This window comes from Pseudomonadota bacterium, from assembly GCA_039193195.1.
Taxonomy (GTDB): Bacteria; Pseudomonadota; Gammaproteobacteria; order Steroidobacterales; family JBCBZW01; genus JBCBZW01.
In genome coordinates this window covers 202,179-219,600 of the sequence record JBCCWS010000005.1, presented here as the reverse complement: position 1 = coordinate 219,600, position 17,422 = coordinate 202,179, and the positions used below count along the sequence as shown (strand labels likewise).

General features: G+C 66.9%; 13 protein-coding genes. 9 read left to right on the top strand and 4 right to left on the bottom strand.

Annotated elements, in window-relative coordinates:
- Nucleotides 1-128 precede the first annotated feature (128 nt).
- Together AAGA68_07660 and AAGA68_07655 are read left to right on the top strand one after the other, a co-directional pair.
- Complete coding sequence (locus AAGA68_07660) at nucleotides 129-1,226, top strand: efflux RND transporter periplasmic adaptor subunit (protein MEM9384923.1); 1,098 nt, start codon at nucleotides 129-131, stop codon at nucleotides 1,224-1,226.
- A 35-nt stretch (nucleotides 1,227-1,261) separates the two neighbouring features.
- The gene (locus tag AAGA68_07655) at nucleotides 1,262-4,471 is read left to right on the top strand and encodes an efflux RND transporter permease subunit (protein ID MEM9384922.1); all 3,210 of its coding nucleotides are present in this window, start codon (nucleotides 1,262-1,264) and stop codon (nucleotides 4,469-4,471) included.
- On the opposite strand, the gene AAGA68_07650 is transcribed toward AAGA68_07655, so the two are convergent.
- On the bottom strand, nucleotides 4,416-6,128 hold the full coding sequence (locus AAGA68_07650) for a lysophospholipid acyltransferase family protein (protein ID MEM9384921.1): 1,713 nt from the start codon (nucleotides 6,126-6,128) through the stop codon (nucleotides 4,416-4,418). The genes AAGA68_07655 and AAGA68_07650 overlap by 56 nt on opposite strands.
- Nucleotides 6,125-6,541, bottom strand: coding sequence for a hypothetical protein (locus AAGA68_07645; protein MEM9384920.1), 417 nt, complete (start codon nucleotides 6,539-6,541; stop codon nucleotides 6,125-6,127). The genes AAGA68_07650 and AAGA68_07645 overlap by 4 nt, the downstream gene beginning before the upstream one ends.
- Before the next feature lie 336 nt (nucleotides 6,542-6,877).
- Here AAGA68_07645 and AAGA68_07640 point away from each other — a divergent pair, with 336 nt between their 5' ends.
- The 4 genes from AAGA68_07640 to AAGA68_07625 all read left to right on the top strand — a co-directional run bounded on the left by AAGA68_07640 (nucleotide 6,878) and on the right by AAGA68_07625 (nucleotide 12,845).
- The gene (locus tag AAGA68_07640; protein MEM9384919.1) at nucleotides 6,878-7,738 is read left to right on the top strand and encodes a toll/interleukin-1 receptor domain-containing protein; all 861 of its coding nucleotides are present in this window, start codon (nucleotides 6,878-6,880) and stop codon (nucleotides 7,736-7,738) included.
- Nucleotides 7,704-8,639: a carboxypeptidase-like regulatory domain-containing protein gene (locus tag AAGA68_07635; protein MEM9384918.1), complete on the top strand. Its 936-nt coding sequence runs from the start codon at nucleotides 7,704-7,706 to the stop codon at nucleotides 8,637-8,639. Before AAGA68_07640 ends, AAGA68_07635 begins: the two co-directional genes overlap by 35 nt.
- Nucleotides 8,636-10,732, top strand: coding sequence for a caspase family protein (locus AAGA68_07630; protein MEM9384917.1), 2,097 nt, complete (start codon nucleotides 8,636-8,638; stop codon nucleotides 10,730-10,732). Before AAGA68_07635 ends, AAGA68_07630 begins: the two co-directional genes overlap by 4 nt.
- Before the next feature lie 265 nt (nucleotides 10,733-10,997).
- Nucleotides 10,998-12,845, top strand: a complete 1,848-nt coding sequence (locus AAGA68_07625; GenBank protein ID MEM9384916.1) for a hypothetical protein — start codon at nucleotides 10,998-11,000, stop codon at nucleotides 12,843-12,845.
- On the opposite strand, the gene AAGA68_07620 is transcribed toward AAGA68_07625, so the two are convergent.
- A complete protein-coding gene (locus tag AAGA68_07620) occupies nucleotides 12,831-13,991 on the bottom strand; it encodes a serine/threonine-protein kinase (GenBank protein MEM9384915.1) in 1,161 nt (386 codons plus the stop codon). The genes AAGA68_07625 and AAGA68_07620 overlap by 15 nt on opposite strands.
- A 183-nt stretch (nucleotides 13,992-14,174) precedes the next feature.
- On the opposite strand from AAGA68_07620, the gene AAGA68_07615 reads away from it, so the two are divergent.
- Genes AAGA68_07615 through AAGA68_07605 form a run of 3 tightly spaced genes read left to right on the top strand, consistent with a single transcriptional unit; the run spans nucleotide 14,175 to nucleotide 16,679 of the window.
- Entirely contained in the window at nucleotides 14,175-14,801 is a 627-nt protein-coding gene (locus tag AAGA68_07615; protein MEM9384914.1) for a sigma-70 family RNA polymerase sigma factor, read from the top strand.
- Nucleotides 14,802-14,803: 2 nt separating this feature from the next.
- Entirely contained in the window at nucleotides 14,804-15,448 is a 645-nt protein-coding gene (locus AAGA68_07610; protein ID MEM9384913.1) for a hypothetical protein, read from the top strand.
- On the top strand, nucleotides 15,435-16,679 hold the full coding sequence (locus tag AAGA68_07605; protein MEM9384912.1) for a S8 family serine peptidase: 1,245 nt from the start codon (nucleotides 15,435-15,437) through the stop codon (nucleotides 16,677-16,679). The genes AAGA68_07610 and AAGA68_07605 overlap by 14 nt, the downstream gene beginning before the upstream one ends.
- Nucleotides 16,680-16,692: 13 nt before the next feature.
- On the opposite strand, the gene AAGA68_07600 is transcribed toward AAGA68_07605, so the two are convergent.
- Nucleotides 16,693-17,394 carry a hypothetical protein gene (locus AAGA68_07600; protein ID MEM9384911.1) on the bottom strand — a complete coding sequence of 234 codons (702 nt, stop codon included), beginning with the start codon at nucleotides 17,392-17,394 and terminating at the stop codon, nucleotides 16,693-16,695.
- Nucleotides 17,395-17,422 lie beyond the last annotated feature (28 nt).

The window sequence follows — 17,422 nt, the reverse complement described above, 5'->3', positions numbered from 1 at the left end:
AACGTGGTCAGTTGTAGCTACCCGCCCAAGGGGGGCGCGGTGACCTGGGGCCAGCAGCGCATCGTGTACACTCCGCCGCTATGCAGCACACGAGTGAGCACGCGCCTGAAAAAGGCAGTTGTCGAGGGGTGGCGCGGGCGATCCTCATGCTCGGGGCCCTGTGGACGACGGGCGCAGCAGCGCAAGCGGAAACCGGCCTGCCGACCCCGGTTATCGCTGCCGAGGTGTCGCTTGCCCCCAGCGCTGCGCAAGTGCCTCTGACGGGGACAGTGGTGGCTCGCCGAGTCTCGCAAGTCTCTGCCGAACTCGCCGGCTACGTCGCGTCCATCGCCGTGGATGTGGGCGATGAGGTATCCACCGGTGACGCCATCGCCCAGCTCGACGCCACTATCGCCCTGATCAATCTTCAGGCTGCGCAGGCCACGGTGACACAGTCTGAGACCGCCTTGGCGGATGCCGGACGGCGGCGCGACGAAACGCGTGAACTGGTGGCCAAGAGCAACGTGGCGGAGAGTCAGTACGAGTCTCTGGTTGCCGAGGTGGATCAGGCAGGTGCCGTGCTCGCGCGCAACAAGGCCGCCCTCGCACTACGCGAAGCCCTGCTCTCGCGTCATCGCATCACGGCGCCCTTCGCGGGCGTGGTCGCCACCCGCAGCACGGAGGCCGGCGAGTGGCTGCAACCTGGTGCCACGGTGGTGGAACTGCAGGAGTTAGACGTTGTGCGCGTGCGCGTGGATGTGCCGCAAGCACTGTACCCTCGCATCGCTGTAGGTACGGGCGCGCAGGTCACCTTCGACGCCTATCCGAACGAGCCTTGGCGCGCCGCCGTGAGCATCCGCGTGCCCGTGACCGACGCATCCAATCGCGCTTTCCCCGTGCTCCTCGAACTCGACAATCGCGACCGACTGCTCACGCCGGGCATGTCCGCCCGCGTCTCCCTGCAGGTGACCGGTGAGCGCCGCGGTGAGACCGTGGCCGTTCCTCGCGACGCCGTGTCGCGCGGGCCCGACGGCGTGACCCGCGTCTGGGTGATCCGTGCCGCTACCAACAGTGATCGCACGGTCCAGCCAGTCGCCGTGCGCCTTGGACGAAGCTTCGATGCCCTGGTGGAGGTCATCGGCGGCGATCCGCTGCAGGCTGGTGAGCAGGTGGTCATCCGCGGCAATGAGACGCTTCGCGCAGGGCAGTCCGTGCGACTTGTTAACACGCCGTCCGGCAGCAGCTAACGCTTTCGATCACTCGGCCGGGAGGGTCGCCGCTCGTGTTCCAGTTTCTCCTGCGCAATCCCATTCTGGTCGCCGTCGGCACGCTCCTCGCCTGCCTGTTCGGCGTGCTCGCCCTAGTGCGCGTGCCAATCCAGCTGATCCCCGACCTCGACGTGCGCGTCATCTCTATCGTCACCGGCTGGCCCGGCGCCACGCCGCAGGACGTAGAGCGCGAGATCCTCATCGAACAGGAAGACTACCTGCGCGGCATCACGGGCATCGAGCGCATGACCTCCCGCGCCTCCATGGGCCGCGCCGAGATCGAACTCGAGCTCGCCCGCGGCACGGATCTCAACGAGGCCTTGATCCAAGTCAACAACAGCCTCTCTCAGGTACCCTCCTACCCGGAGAACGTGGACGAGCCGCGTATCGTTGCCGACGCCTACTCCAATAGCCCCTTCATCTTCGTCGGTATCACCACCCTGGCGAGCAACCCCTTCGGCCTCGATCTCTACTCCATGCGGGACTATCTCGATGACAACGTGCGCCCGCGCCTGGAGCGGGTGGCAGGGGTAGCCGAAGCGGAGCTGCGCGGTGGCGCTGAACGCCAAATCCACATCCGCATCGATCCGGCGCGCCTCGCCGAGCGAGGCATCAGCCTCGCAGCCCTGCGCACGGCGATTCGCAACCGCAACCGCGACACTTCCGGCGGCGATCTCGACGCCGGCAAGGCCCGCTACCTTATTCGCACTATAGGTCGCTTCGAGTCTCTGAACGACATCGAGGACATGATCGTCGCCCAGCGCAACGGCGCCCCCGTCTACCTGCGCGACGTGGCAAGCGTCTCCCTGGATCAGTCGGAGCTGCGCTACGTCAACCGCGTCGATACGCGCCCGGTACTCAGCATGGCCGTGCGCCGCATCCCCGGCGCCAACGTGGTGGGCGTGCGCAACGCCGTGCGCGATCAGCTCGAGCGCCTCAACGAGGGCTACCTCGGCAGCATCGGCCTACAGGCGCATATCGTCACCGAGGATGCGCGCTACGTGGAAGATGCGGTCGTCAACGTGCGCAGCAACCTCGCCCTCGGCGGCGTGCTCGCAACGCTCGTACTATTCGCCTTCCTACGCTCGATCGGCGCCACGGTGGTGGGCGCCATCGGCATCCCCGTCTGCACCCTTGCGGCGTTTATCGGCCTGCTCCTAAGCGCGCGCACGGTCAACGTAATCTCCCTAGCGGGAGTCGCCTTCGCCATCGGTATGACCCTCGACAATTCAATCGTCGTGCTGGAGAACATCGCCCGCCATCTGGCGCGTGGGCAGCGCCGCATGCAAGCCGTTCTAGAGGGGGTCAGCGAGGTGTGGCGCGCCGTCCTCGCCTCCACGCTCACCACCGTCTTCGTGTTCTTACCGGTCCTGTTCATCCGCGAGGAGGCGGGGCAACTCTACTCGGACATCGCCGTGGCTATCTCCAGCTCCATTCTCATGTCGATGCTGGTGGCGATCGCAGTAGTGCCCTCAGCCGCTAAGGCCCTGAGCTTCCGTCCGAGGCAGCCCCCAGACGATTCGGGCGAGGCGAGAGGCCTCACCGCCCTGGTCCTGGCCAACGCGCGCTGGGTCGCCGATCGCCCCATTCGACAGCTAACGCTCATGATCGCTCTGCTCGCCACCACAGGTGCTGTACTCGCTTTCCTCACGCCCCAGGCCGAATATCTGCCCGAGGGAGAGGAGAAGAAGGCCTTCGCCCGCCTGTTCCCACCGCCGGGTACCAACCTTGAAGAGATCCGCTTGGTGATGGATGAGATCGGCGAGGAGCTCAAACCCCACCTCGGCCGCGATCCCAGTGAGTTCGATCGCGGCGAGATGGACTACCCAGCGATCGACTACATGTTCCAGTTCGCCCGCCAGACCGGCGTCACCTTCGTGATCGAGACCACTCGCCGCCAGGACATGGGCGCCCTGATCGAAAAGCTCACGGCGCGCTTCGAGCAGGTGCCGGGGATGAACGGGTTCGTCAGCCGCGGCTCTATCTTCGCCGGCAACGAGGGCGGCACGCGGAGCATCAACGTGGACATCACTGGCCCGGATCTCGCCGGTCTCTACGACGCCGCCCTGGCCCTGTTCAACGGGGCCAAGGCGGCGTTTCGCCAACCCCAAGTCCGCGCGGAGCCCTCAGGGCTGACCCTGGGCCAACCGGTACTCGAGGTGCATCCGGACTGGACTCGAGCCGCCGAACTCGGCTTCACCGCGCCGGAGCTTGGCTACGCCGTGTGGGCGCTCACGGACGGCGCGTTCGTCGACGAGTTCTTCCTCGAAGACGACAAGATCGACATGTACCTCTACGGCACCCAGGGCACCGTTCGCCAACCGCAGGACCTCGCCGATATCCTTGTGTTCGCCCCCGTCGGCGCGGTGGTGCCGCTCAACGCGATCGCTGAGGTGCGCGAGACCCGCAGCACGGACGTGATCCGCCGCGTGGACGGCTTCCGCACGGTCACCGTTTCCATCGTGCCGCCCCGAGACGTACCCCTGGAAGGCGCCGTCGCGCGCGTGGAGGAGAAGCTGATCCCGTCCCTGCGCGCCGAGGGACTCATCGCCAGCAACGTGGACATGCGCCTGTCCGGCGCCAGCGATCGCCTCGCGGCAACCCAGCGCGCCCTTGCCAGCAACTTCGCCATCTCCGCCATAATCGCCTACCTACTGCTGGTGGCGATCCTGCGCCATTGGGGCTTCCCGCTGGTCATCATGCTGGTAGTGCCGATCGGGATCTCTGGCGGCATCGTCGGCCTGTGGCTACTGAATCAATTCGGCGCGGCGTTGCCGCTAGTGGGACTCGAGGGCTTCACGCAGCCCTTCGACATGATCACCATGCTCGGCTTCCTGATCCTCATGGGCACGGTGGTGAACAACCCCATTCTCATCGTGGAGAAGACCATGAGCGGGGTGCAGGCAGGACTCGTGCCCCGTCAGGCCATCCTCGACGCCACGCACTCGCGCCTGCGCGCCGTGCTCATGTCGACGATCACCACGGTGATCGGCATCTCGCCGCTCGTGTTCATTCCCGGCGCGGGCACGGAGCTGTACCGCGGCGTGGGCGCCGTAGTGCTCTTCGGCCTGCTGTCCTCGGCCGTGGTCACCCTGTTCTTCCTGCCCGCGGTACTGGGGCTCGTGTACGGCGTTGCCGGCCGCCAACGGCGAGGGTCGACCGCGGTGCCTAACCCAGGTAGCGGCGCCGCTTGGTCGCCGGCAGATCCGCCGGCGAAACGCTGAGCAGCAGACCCGGCGTCGCGGCGAAGGTCTGATCCACGGCCACGGCATGAAAGCGAGCGTTGAGGCCGACGTAGTGGCGCAGGAGCACCGGCACGCCCTTGCCGTCCGGTTCGCGGGCAGCAATCAGCGCGTTGAGGGTCGCGAGATCCACCGGATGCTGGCGCCGGTATTGATGCCACTCCGCCGGCAACACATCGGGCAAGGGCACGCGGGCGCTCACGCCCTGCGGCGCATCGATGAGTACATCGCACATCATGGCGATGGATACGGGGTCGTAGCGCCGGGTCAGGGAGACCGTGCCGTACATCAGCGAATAGCGAGGATGCGCCCTCAGGAAAGCACCGATGCCGCGCCAGAGCAGGTCCAAGGCGTAGCGACTGCGCTGGTACTCGGGCACCACGAAGGAGCGACCCAGTTCGATCGCCGGCTGTCTCGCCGCAACAAACGACTCTTCAAAAGCGAACACTCCCGATAGGTACGTACCTCCTTCGGCCGCAAGGGTGTCGCGACAGGCGATACGATAAGCGCCAACTAGGGCCTGAGCCTGCGTATTCCAACAAAACAAATGAGTGACGCGCTCATCGAAGTGATCCGTATCGACCGGCTCACCGCTGCCCTCTTCCTCGACGCGATAGGTGCGCTCCCGCTCGCGAGTGATCTGCGCCACCACCTCAGGCAGCTGCGCGGCACGCCCATAGGCGACGATGCAGTCGTGGGCATCGAGCAGGCGCTGATCGGTGGGTAACGCGGCCACTTCTCGCTCGAGCACGGCGGGAGATCGCGCAGGGGCTAACGCTCTCTCGCGCACCGCCGCGATGCCAAGAGCTACTGGGGCGGCCAGTGCGGCGCTCTCCACCTGCAGGTATTGGGTCAGCGTGGAGCCATCCAGCCGATCGACATCGCGCGCCGCGATCGGCTGGCCTACGCGCAGTGCGATTGTCTGCCCCACTTTATTCATCACCTCGCGCGCCAGCATCAGCAGGCGGAAGCGGTACCAGAGGCTGCCAAGGCCGTAGAACAACCGGCTGTTCTTGCCCATGAAGCGGATGGGGAGCACCTGTGCATCGGTACGCCTCGCCAGGCGCCCCAAGGCCGTGCTCCACGGGCTGTCCGCGATGTAGCCGAGATCGGGCTGGTGAAAGGAGGTGCGGCCGGCCGGGAACATCACGAGCGCGCCGCCGTCGCTCAGGTGACCGAGGCACGCGCGCAGGCCCTTGCGATTAGCGGGATCGCCCGGCGCCAGCGGGTTGACGTAGATCGACAGGGGCGCGAGCTCTGAGAACACGCGCAGTGCGGTGTTCGCGAGGATCTTCACATCCGGCCGCAGGGCGGCCAGGAGGTGAACCAGCACAAGCCCCTCGATCCCGCCGTGCGGATGGTTGGAAGCGACGATCACCGGCCCCTCGCGGGGCAGCAGCCTCGAGAGGGCACCGCCGTCATCCACCCTCACCGCAAGGGCCTCGAGCGCCCGATCGGCAAAGGTGGCAGGCGCCAAGCCGTACAGACGATGCTGCTGGCAGAAGCGATCGATGGCCTGGATGCCCAGCACCCGATCGAGCAACGGCGCGAAGGTGCTCAGACGCCGACCGAGTTGCGTTGAGGAGTTGGCCACTGCGCGGAGGGAGACGCGTTGGGAAGCAGGCGCGTTCGCGCTCATGACAGCTCACCCAACGACGGCTCGCACTCGCGGTCGCTGCGGGTCAGGGCCAGGGCGTAGGCCACCGCGTAAGCGGAGCCGAAGATCCAGCTCGGCAACACGGTCAACCACAGCTCGGCTGTGCCCGCGAGGAGATGGATGGCCACGGAGGAGACCACCAGCAGCGCCACGCTGCCGATTACGCAGCGCGCGAATCGCAGGCGCCGTGGCTGACGCCCTCGGTAGAGCAACTCAACCACCGAGGTGAGCGCTAGGGTGACCGAGGCGCTGTACGCCCCCTGCGTGAGGGCAGCGGTCTGCTGTGCGCTGGGGGAATGCAGGCGATTCGCCCACCACGCCCACAGGGCGTAGAAGGTGAACGCGACGGCGGCCGCCGCGAGCGAGCGGATGATGGGGGAGTGCTGCAACTGCACGATGTTCGATCTTGCACCTTGGCGGCTAGCGCAGCGTGGCGCGGCGGGTGACCGCTGCGGACACTAGCCCGACACGGATTGGATCGCTACCCCCTGGAGTCGTTCCAAGCGGGCGGCTCTCTGGCTTCTCGAAACCCGGTGAACCCTCGAAGAGGCTGGGAGGTACCCACGGGGGTGTGTGCTCGCCAACACCCGCGCAGCTTGTCAGGCCCGTCGGGCAACGTAACATCGGATTTTATCGCGCTCAGCACACGGGATCGTGCGTTGTACAGCTGCCCTGTGAGGGATCATGTCAGCCCCTAGCGCTGTTGCTCTAAGGACCCGAAGGATCACCCGGTGCGCACCCCAACGGACGAGACCGCTGGCCCCGACATCTTCCTGAGCTACAAGCGCGAGGAACGCCGCGAGGCCAGCGCCATGGCTCAGGCCCTCGAGCAGGTGGGCTGGGATGTATGGTGGGATCCGGATCTGCGCGGCGGCGAGCACTTCGACGATGTGATCGGCGACGCGCTGACGCGCAGCGGCTGCGTCGTGGTGCTTTGGTCGCGAGCGGCCGTCGAGTCGCGCTACATACGCGACGAGGCATCCTTTGGCCTAAAGGAAAGGAAGCTCGTGCCCGTGCGGCTCGACGACTGCCCGTTGCCGTTCCGCTTCGAGGGGCTACACACGCTCGATTTTTCGCGCTGGGCGGGGAAAGTCGACACGCCGGAGTTCGCCCTGCTGCAGCGCGATCTGCAGCCGCACATCGGAACGCCACCCAACGCAACCGGACACACCGATCCTCCACTGGTCATCGATCCGCCTAGACGCAACCAGAGCCTAACCTTTGTAATCGCTAGCATCAGTACCCTGGCCCTGGCGACCGCACTCGCCTGGAGCTGGATCGACGGTGGGGGCGAGAGCGGAGAGTGCATCATCCGGTTCACCGTAGACAGCACCGGCACGCGCGTGACGCCGCGCGCCTTGGAGCTTACCGACGAAGCGGATCGATCCCGCGCCCTGCCTCTCCAGCGCGATCCGCAAACGCAGGCCCGAGTGACCACCACCAGCCTTGAGCGACAGGCCTTGAGCAAGTGGCGCGTGAGCGTGCGGTGGGATGACGGCACACAGTCTCAGTTTCCGGTACGCAACGGCTGCGAGAGCGGCGAGGAAGTCTCCAACGATGGACTGGCAAGACTACGCATCACCACGCTCTAGGCGACGCCGCGAGCTTACCATTGCGCTCGCTGCAGGCGTGCTCCTGGGCGCTTGCGTGAACGCCTATGCGATCGACGCCCTGCTCGCCGGCGACCTCACCAACGCCGCGACCGGCCAACCGGTGGTGGGCGCCACGCTTACCGTGCGCTTCGAAGACGAGCGTTGGCAGGTGGCCAGCGATGAGCAAGGCCACTTCAGCGCGACGATCGACTTGCCGGGCGAGCAACGCCTACACATCGTGCAGGTGAGCGCGGAACACCCTCGTTTCGCAGCGAAAACCCTCGAGGTGGCGATCGTCGACGGCGTCCCCGAGGACCCCATCACCCGCCTGCATCTATTCCCCGCAGCCCTCGCCGAATGCCTGCTGAAGAAGGACAACCTGGTGGTGGTCGGGCATTTCCGTTCGCCACTTGGCGAGGACATTCCGGATCTCCCGGACCGCCTGGCCGAAGCGCTGCAGTTCGATCTACTCACGGTGATGCAACAGCTGCACTTGCCGCCAGCCTTACAGCCCGTGTTCGCCCCCTGCCGCGACGCCAAACCGCGTGTGATCACCCAGGCTGGCACCCTAGCACGCGCCCTGCGCGCCCACGCGGTGGTGCACGGCGATGTGAGCCGAAGCACGGGCGAGTTTCTGGTCCGCTCTCACGTGAGCGACGCCTACGATATCGTATCGGTACCGGTGACCACACAGAACCCGGCCGTAGACCTGGCCAACCCGAGCGCGGCGCAGTTGAATCCGCAGACCTACGGCGCGGTCCTAATGGCCGTGGCGGCCGGCATCGCCAGCCGGCGCGACTGCCCGGGTGCGCTCACGGTGATCGCTGCCGCCGAAGCGCTCGGAGAAGACGTCTCCGCCCTCACCGCCCTGATGGAAGGCAACTGCGGGATGAACCCATGAGCGCGCTACACCGCCTACCGCTGTCCAAGCCTCACCGCATCCACCTTGCGCTAGCGTTGGTGGCGGCTTTGATGATGAGCGTCGCACCTAGCGACGCCGCAGTCGATGTACCGATGGACGATGAGATCAAACGTCTGCAGACGTTGGAGTCGCTCCTGAAGGACATCGAAGCCGCCCACAGCGAAGAGGATCTACGCGACCTGCGACGGCGCTGGGAGTCCGTGCGCCGCGATCTCGATCGAGCGGAGAGCGGCTCCGCGCGGCGGCGCGCGCGCAGGATCGTCAACGTGGGGGAGGCGCTCGACGCGCTCTCCTCAGACGTGGAGCAGCTGCGCGATGAGGTGACCCGTTACTTTCCCAAGGCAGACAACCGCGTGGCGGTGTTCACCCTGGACGATCCAGACGGGTTGGGCTTGGGCGATGACCTCAGCTTCCTGATCGCCAAGCAGCTGTTGTTCTCCGCCCGCGCGCCATCCTTCGCCGTGGTCAACTTCCAGCAAGGGGTGACCCCGGCGCGAGCGGGTGACCTCGGCTACTTCGACAAGGTGGAGCGCCTCACGCGGGATCAAGACTATTCGATCGCCCTGTGGGGCCGTCTGGTCCGCGCGCGCGACGGCGTGCGGCTCAGTCTCTTCGCCCAGGCCTTCCCCAAGATGGGCGAGCGCACGCGCTTCGCCCACCGCGTTGCGATGCCCACGGCCCAGGGCAGCCAGTGGCTCACCGCGGAGCTCACGCACGATCGCTTCAAACTCCTGGATGTGATCCTGCCGCAAGCCTTCGTCGAGCGCTTGCCGGCCATCGCAGCGCAGACCCGTACCCTTCGCGCCGACCCGCAGCTGGACGCCCGAGGCGTCGGCAAGCTCACGGACAAGGCACCCCACTACATCGCCGAGGCTGCTGGCGACTGGGTGCGCCTGCAGGTGCGCGGTGGTGCCGGCGGGTGGACCTCCGTGCGCGCGCCATGCCGGGGCGAATGCAGCGCGCTTCTCGATGCGGTGGCCTTCGCCAGCGAACTGGTCGCGGCGGGCGCAGGGCTGGCGCCGCGCGCACCGGCCGCCTCCTTGAGCGCTGACACCAAGATCGTCTTCGAAGAACTTTCAGCGTTGCATGCACTGGAGCGAACGGACTACGCGGCAGTGCAAGCGCGCGCTGAGCGCAGCGATGCACCGCGAAGCCAAGCGGCGGGCCTCGCGAACATGGCTGCAGTGGCCCAGCTGGCCGAGCGCTTGCGCACCGCCAGCACCGTGGACACGCCCACTCTGATGGCCCAAGCCGACACCTTGGCCTCGCTGCGCGCCTACGCGCCGGAAGCGAGCCGCAACCTGCGCGTGCTCGCCGATGCTGTCCCCAGCAGCAGCGGCGAGGGGCCCCAGTCATGGAAGGCGAGCACCGAGCGCCAGGCGTTCTTGGCCCAGCGCAAATGGGCCTTGGTGATCGGCGTAGCCGACTACGCGCATCTCAACGCGCGCCAGCACTCGGTGGAAGATGCCCGGCGCGTCGCGACGGTGCTCGGCGACAGCGGCTACCGAACGGACCTGCTTATCAACCCATCGAAGCGCGAGGTAATCGCCGGGGTACGCGCCCACGCCAGCGACGCGGAGGTGGTGATCTTCGTGACCGGCTACGTACGCGCCGTAGATGAGGTGCCATCGCTGTTGCTACCTAGCTTCGACCCCACTGCCCCGCACACGGCCGACGCGGTTACCCTCGCCACGCTGGCCACGGGGCACGGCCATCGCACTCTGGTCCTCGCCCCACCGCTGGGGCCGCCCCTGCTGCGGGCCTTGCCCCTGGATCAGGGCGATCTCCTCGCCAACATCACGCCACCCGACGCACCGCGCGTCTCGATCGGTGCAGGCCCCTTCGCCTACTTCTTTGCCCGCAGCCTGCGCCGCCAGGGCGAACTGGGCGGTCGCCACGACGGGTTGGTGACCCTGCAGGACCTCGCCGAGCAGATGAACGCGGACGCAGCACGTCTCGGGGTATCGCTCCGAGCGGGGGCGCTAGTGGGCAACGGGCGCGCATCCACGGCCACGGGCCTTCTCGCGACGCCTCGGCAGATCCGGACGACGGGTCGAATGGATGGCCCCTAGCCATCTCGAGCACGCCAGAAAGTAATATTTCGCTGAATTACCTAATTTATTCCTAGAACTAATATTCTATAAATAAGTTCCTAATCAGAGGACCAACACGACTTAGATCACGTTTGACCCGAGTGCTCGTTCTGAGGTCGGACGTCGCACGCCGCCCCGCTCCCGCTCGCCCCTGCGTAGCGCCGGCGCTACGCCTGCGGCACACTTTCTACGACATTGATCGCATACATTCCTTGCGCTTCGATTCCCCCAGGGAGGGTTCCCCATGCACGCCCACTCGCTCACTACCCCTCTAAAGACGCTCGACCGCGCGGCCGCGGCGCTACTTCTCCTAACGCTCATCGCCGCCCCAGGCATGGCCCACGATGATGGGGACCACGCCCCCGCGTTGGCACCGCTTATCGACCACGCCGGCGAGCAAATCCCCGCCCACCTAATAGCGGCCGTCTGCGGAATGCCCGGGCGGGCTAACGATCGAGGGTTTCAGCGCCGCCTCGACCTCGCGCAGTTCCTACTCGCCAAGGCCGAACGGGCCGTGGACACACTCGCGCCTGCACGCCCCCCACTGCTAGAGGGCATGGGCGTCTACCATCGCGACATCACGACGAACGCCCCCCTCGCCCAGCGCTACTTCGATCAGGGCCTTCTCCTTGCGTACGCGTTCAATCACCCCGAGGCGGTCGCGTCCTTCCGCGAAGCGCGGCGCATCGATCCCCAGTGCGCTCTGTGCTGGTGGGGTGAGGCCTACGCCCTAGGCCCCAACATCAATGCCGCCATGGAGCCGCAGGCCGCCGGCCCGGCGATCGCCGCCCTCGAGCACGCGCAGGCCGCCGCGCAGGGTGCTACTCCAGTCGAACGCGCGCTCGTCACCGCCATGACCCGCCGCTATGACGATTCACCGCAAGCGGACCAAGGCGAGCTCAACCGGCGCTTCGCTGAGGCGATGGCACAGGTCGCCAAACGCTTTCCCGAGGACGCCGACGTCCTCGCAATTTACGCCGACGCCCTGATGAACACCCAGCCCTGGGACTACTGGGAGGCCGACGGCAAGACCGCGCATCCAAACTTGCAAGCCCTGGTGCCGACGCTCGAAGGCTCCCTCGCGCTCGACCCAGACAACCCAATGGCAATCCATCTCTATATTCACGCCGTGGAGGCCTCCAACCACCCCGAGCTCGCCGCGCCCCACGCCGACAAGCTGGTCACCGCGGCGCCAGGGGCTGGCCATCTCGTGCACATGCCCTCTCACCTATTCATTCGCTTAGGAAGATTTGAGGACTCGATTCGAGTCAATCGCCTTGCCATGGTGGCGGATGAGGCCTACCTCGCGCAGAAGGACGAGGACACGCCCTACCGCTACACCTACTACCCTCACAACGTGCACTTTGTGCTCGAGTCTGCACGCTTAAGTGGCGATAGCGCGAGTGCCCTGAGCGCGGCGGAGAAGCTCGGCAAGCTGACCGACCTGGAGATGTCCCTCACCCTGCCGTGGGCGCAGCTGATGGACGCCGCACCCTACTTCGCCCATGCGCAGTTCAGTGCTCCGGAAGACGTGCTGGCGCTGGCGCCACCGAATGAAGCCCTGGTGTACGTCACCGGCGCGTGGCACTACGCGCGGGCCCATGCATTCACGGCGCTCGGACGGCGCGAGGAGGCACGCGCTGAGGTCGCCACCCTGCGCGAGATTGCCGCGGTGCACGATTGGGAGACGCTGCTGCCCGACACCCCGGGCCAGGCCCTGCTCAACCTCGCGGCCTACGTGATCGAGGGACGTCTAATGCGCGCGGAAGGCGACTCGGAGGGCGCGATCGACGCGTACCGCGCGGCCGTCGCGCTGCAGGACGAGCTGCCCTACCTCGAACCGGCCATGTGGTACTACCCGGTGCGCCAATCCCTGGGCGCTGCGTTGGTGGAAGCACAGCGCCCCAGCGAAGCGGTCGACGTGTTCGAGCAGGCACTCGTGCAAGACCCAGACCAGGTCCTGTTGCTGTTCGGTTTGTCGCAAGCGCTCAAGGCCGCGGGGGATCAGGAGCGCGCGCGAGAGATCGCCTCGCGGTTCGCCGAGCGCTGGGCGGGGGAGCAGAGGGCATCGCCTCGCCTAGCGGACATCTAGTGTTCTGAGTTCTGTCGCTTCGAACATCGCTACGGTCGAGGGCGAAGCGCCCGCCATCGCCTCGTCAGCGGGCGAGGGGAGCAGGGCCCAGGGCGCCGCCACCGCCATCCCTGCCATGGCCAGGAGCACGCTTACGACCGGCAAGCGGCGCCGGCGCGTTCGGGTCGGGCGGCGCCCACTCGCGCGCACGAAGGCCTCGACAAACTGGGCGACGGTTGGCGTGCGCGAGGCGCGATCGAAACGCAGGGTGCGTTCGAGCGCCGCCCATTCACGGCGGTTCAGCTTTGCTGGCCTAGGCGGGCGATGGCCTAAGTCGCGCGCTTGGTTGGCAGGCATTCGACCGAAGGGATGGGTGCCCGTGAGCGCCTCGTAGGCGACGCAGCCAAGGGCGTAAACATCGTCGCGCGGATCGGGGGCCTTGTGCTCGAGCATCTCCGGGCTGGCGTAGGCAGGGGTCATCGCACCCAGCGCCCGAGGATCGAAGCGGGTCTGTTCCAGGGCTGCGGCGTTAGGTTGGTAGGCGCGGGCGATGCCGAAGTCGATCACCTTCGCGTCTGCGTCGCGGGTCACGAACACGTTGCTGGGCTTGAAGTCCGCGTGGAGGATGCCGTTGGCGTGCGCGTAGGCCAGCGCCTCGCCGGCCTGGCGCACGAGGCGCCGCGCCAGCGTGGGGGCCAGCCCACCTGGGCCGGCGGCGTCGATGCGCTTGCGCAGGGAATCGCCCTCGAGCAACTCCATGGTGGCGAACACCGTGTCACCATCGCGATCGAAGTCGTTGACTCGCACGATATGACGGTGCGTAAGCGACTGAGAGCGTTGTACTTCACGCTCCAACGCGACGGTCGCCGCCTCGACCCCGATCTCCGCCACGGTCATCACCTTGATCGCCACATGCGGGGCTCGCGAGTGGGCCTCCAGCTTGCGCTTGTCCAGGGCCTTGAACACCCTCCCCATGCCGCCGCGACCGATCTCTGCCTGCAACAGGAAACGGCCGTTGATCTCATCGCCCACGGCCGCGGTCTTGCGTCTCGGGCGCGCGGGAAGGTGAACGCAAGTGCTGGCCAACTCGGTACCGGCAGGGAACACTTGGGTTTGCGTGTACTGATCGTCGACCAATTGCAGGGCGAGGGCGGCGGAGGCAACCATGATGTCAGGGCTCACTCGAGTGAATGCGGATGGACCTGTGGGCGCGCGCACTGCGCTGCTCGCCCACGCTTACCCGTTATGTCCCAGCCCACTCGTCGGCGGTTCAAACGCCGCGTCGAGCGGCGATGAACGGTCGCTTGAACCTTTTCGGGGTGGGGCGGTACCTACGAGCAAACCAGCAACGTGAGTGGTAGCGAAGGGATGACCCGGCGAGACGCAGGCGACGACAACCAGTTGATGTCGAGGATCTCCCGCCAGGACAAGGCGGCGCTGCAGGCGCTGTACCTGGCCTACCACGGAAAATTGATGCGCTTCGCGCTGCGCGTAGTCCGCCGGCCCGAAGACGCGGAGGAAGTGGTCAATGATGTATTCATGGTGGTCTGGCGCGACGCCGGCACCTTCGAGGGACGCTCCCGCGTGTCCACCTGGCTCATGGGCATCGCCTACCGCCGGGCGCTCAAGCACCTGCGCCGGGAGACGAGTCGCCTTCGCCTCGTCGCCTCAGGCGGCGGCGAGCGCGATGAACCGGACCAGTACCTGGAGAGCGCCGAAGACGATGGCCCCCTCCCTGACGACGCCCTCGTCCAGCAGGAAGTGGCCAACGTCGCCCTCAAGTCCCTACCCGCCGACCAGCGACTCATGGTGGAGCTCGCCCTGGTCATGGGTCACTCGTATCCGGAGATTGCCGAGATGGCGGATTGTCCGGTGAACACGGTGAAGACACGCATGTTCCACGCTCGGAAGCGGATGCGCGATGCGCTCAAAGCGACCGGCCTGGGCACCGACCTGGCAGACGCCCTGGGAGCCTGACGATGAGCAACCCACAAGACGACGACACGAATCGCGCCCGCCTAGCGCCCGAGCTGGCAGACGATGCAGGATGGAACCTGCTGGCCCGCTCCCTGCACCAGCGCAGCGATGAGGAGATGGCGCGCAGCGAGGCCGCCGGCATGAGCGCCGAGCACGGGCTTCAGAACCTGATGTCGCGCATCGACACACAGGCGCCGGCCGAAACCACGAGCACTCTCCCCACCGAGGAGCAACCCTCACCGGGCGAGGGGGCGCCCTGGTGGATCGTGCGCACGCAGACGGCGGCCATCGTCGCCCTCGCCGCCTCCCTCGCCGTCGTCGCCCTCTGGCTCCCGAGTCTGCAGGGCCCGACTATCGGCTACGAGACGTATTCGGATCAGCAGGGACCTGCGCCGAGCACACAGCTGCGCGTGGTGTTCAACCCCGACACCTCGCTCGCGGAATTGCGCTCGCTGCTGCAGTCGATAGACGCCCAGGTAAGCGCAGGCCCCACCTCGGGCGGTGTTTTTGATCTCTCCCTCGCCGGTGCGGATGATCGCGCTGTGGAGGTAGCCTTAGAGAGCTTGCGTGCTGACGATCGCGTCGTATTCGCCGAGCCGGTGACCGACGCCCGCGGCAGCGGCGACGGCAACGATGGACGTCCTTAAGATGTTCCCGCGCACGCTCATGGCGAGCCTACTGCTCCTCCTGGGGCAGGTGACCGCCTTCGCCGGGGCTGTGGAGCCCCACCAGCCGCAGAACGACGGCGACGGTCGCATGCTGATCACTATCGTCGATCCCCACCACAACCAGCGCGTGGCGATTCCCGGCGAGACGGGTGCCTACGCCGTGCGCCGCGGCTATGAACCCTCGGCACTAGTGCAAAGGCGCTTGCGCGGCATCGCCCGCCGCCACGCACTGCAGATCATAGATGGCTGGCAAATGGCCTCCCTAGGCGTGTACTGCGCGCTGGTGGAGGCGAAGGCCGAACCTGTGCGCACGCGCCAACAAGTGCTGCAGGCCCTGCGCGCGGATCGACAGGTGGAGTCGGCACAACCGCTAAATGCCTTTGACGTGCGCGGCACGATGGCGCCCGACGATCCGTACGCCGCCCTACAAGCCGCCCATACAGCCATGGCCATCGACAAGGCGCATCGCTGGGCCACGGGCAAGGGCGTGCGCGTCGCCGTGATCGACACGGGAATAGACGCGCGCCATCGCGATCTGCGCAAGCGCATCCGCGAGTCGCGCAACTTCGTGCCTGGCGAGCACGCGGCAGAGGTCCACGGCACAGCCGTGGCAGGGGTCATCGGCGCCATCGCAGGCAACGGCCTAGGCGGCTACGGCGTGGCACCGGACGTGGCGCTGTTCGCCTACCGCGCATGCTGGGACGCGCCAGGCTCGGCAGGCAGCGTGGGTCGCTGCGACTCCTTCACCTTAGCCCGGGCCCTGGACCGCGCCATCGACAAGTCCGTTGACGTGGTGAACTTGAGCCTGGCGGGGCCAGCCGATCCGTTGCTGACCCGCCTCGTGGACGAGGCGCTCGCGAAAGGAATCGTCGTGGTCGGCCCCCAAGTGGCGGACACTCGCGCCCAGTTCCCCACCGCGATCGACGGCGTCATCGCGGTCACATCGGCGCCCGTGGACGGCGCGATCTCCGCCCCGGGCGCCGACGTCCTCACCACCGTGCCCCGCGATGCCTTCGACTTCATGCAGGGCGTGTCCTTCGCCACCGCACACGTCAGTGGCGTGGTGGCCCTCATCCGCGAGCGACAGCCGGACGCATCACCCGGCGCAGTTTACGAAGCTCTTAGGTCGAGTGCCGACACGGTACCGGCGGGCGCCGTCGTGAACGCTTGCCGCGCCCTCGATTCGATTGCGGGCACCTCCTGCGAGTGAGGATCGAGCGGCGCTAGCGGGCGTAGCTGATACTCAGGACTAGGCGCGCATCCCCGCGATCGCCCTGGATACCGTTCACATCTCCCAGCGTGCCCTCGCCCGCCAGCTGCACGGCCACCCGCTGGTGCAGCCACTGCACGCCCAGGCGCCAGAAGCCGTGATTGTTCCAGGTATCACGATCGAAGAACTGGGCGCCACCGGTGGCCGTGAGGCGCCAACGATCGGCGAGCGGATAGTGGCCGCTCAGCTCTACAGCACCGCCCGGCTCGTTCTCCCCGAGGGCGTCGCGCGTGTAGGTCAAGCGGCCAGAGATGGCCTGGCGAAAGCTCCAGCCCAGGGCAATCTCCGTGTAGCTGAACTCGAGCGCGTTGGGAAAGTCGTAGCGCACCAGATCACCGCGCAAACGCCAGTTGTCGCCCACGCTTACGCTTCGACCGAGATAACTCTCCACCAGCGTGCGACGGATCTCGTCAGGCCGGCCCGGCAGGTCGATGGTGGCAAATGTCACGCCTAGGTACGCCGCATCCCCCAAGGGCTGATCTATGCTGATGGCTGCGGCAGGGTGCCCTGCGGAACGGCTCAGGCCGCGATGCTGCAAGCTGGTGGTGGCCTGCAGCAGCAGCGTTGGCGGCGCGGACGCGGCGATCGGCGTGATCGAAAGCAGCGCGGTCGCACCAAGCAACGCGCGAGGACAGGGTAAACAGGTGAAGCGCATGCCATCCTTTGGCGGTCACGGGCTAGCG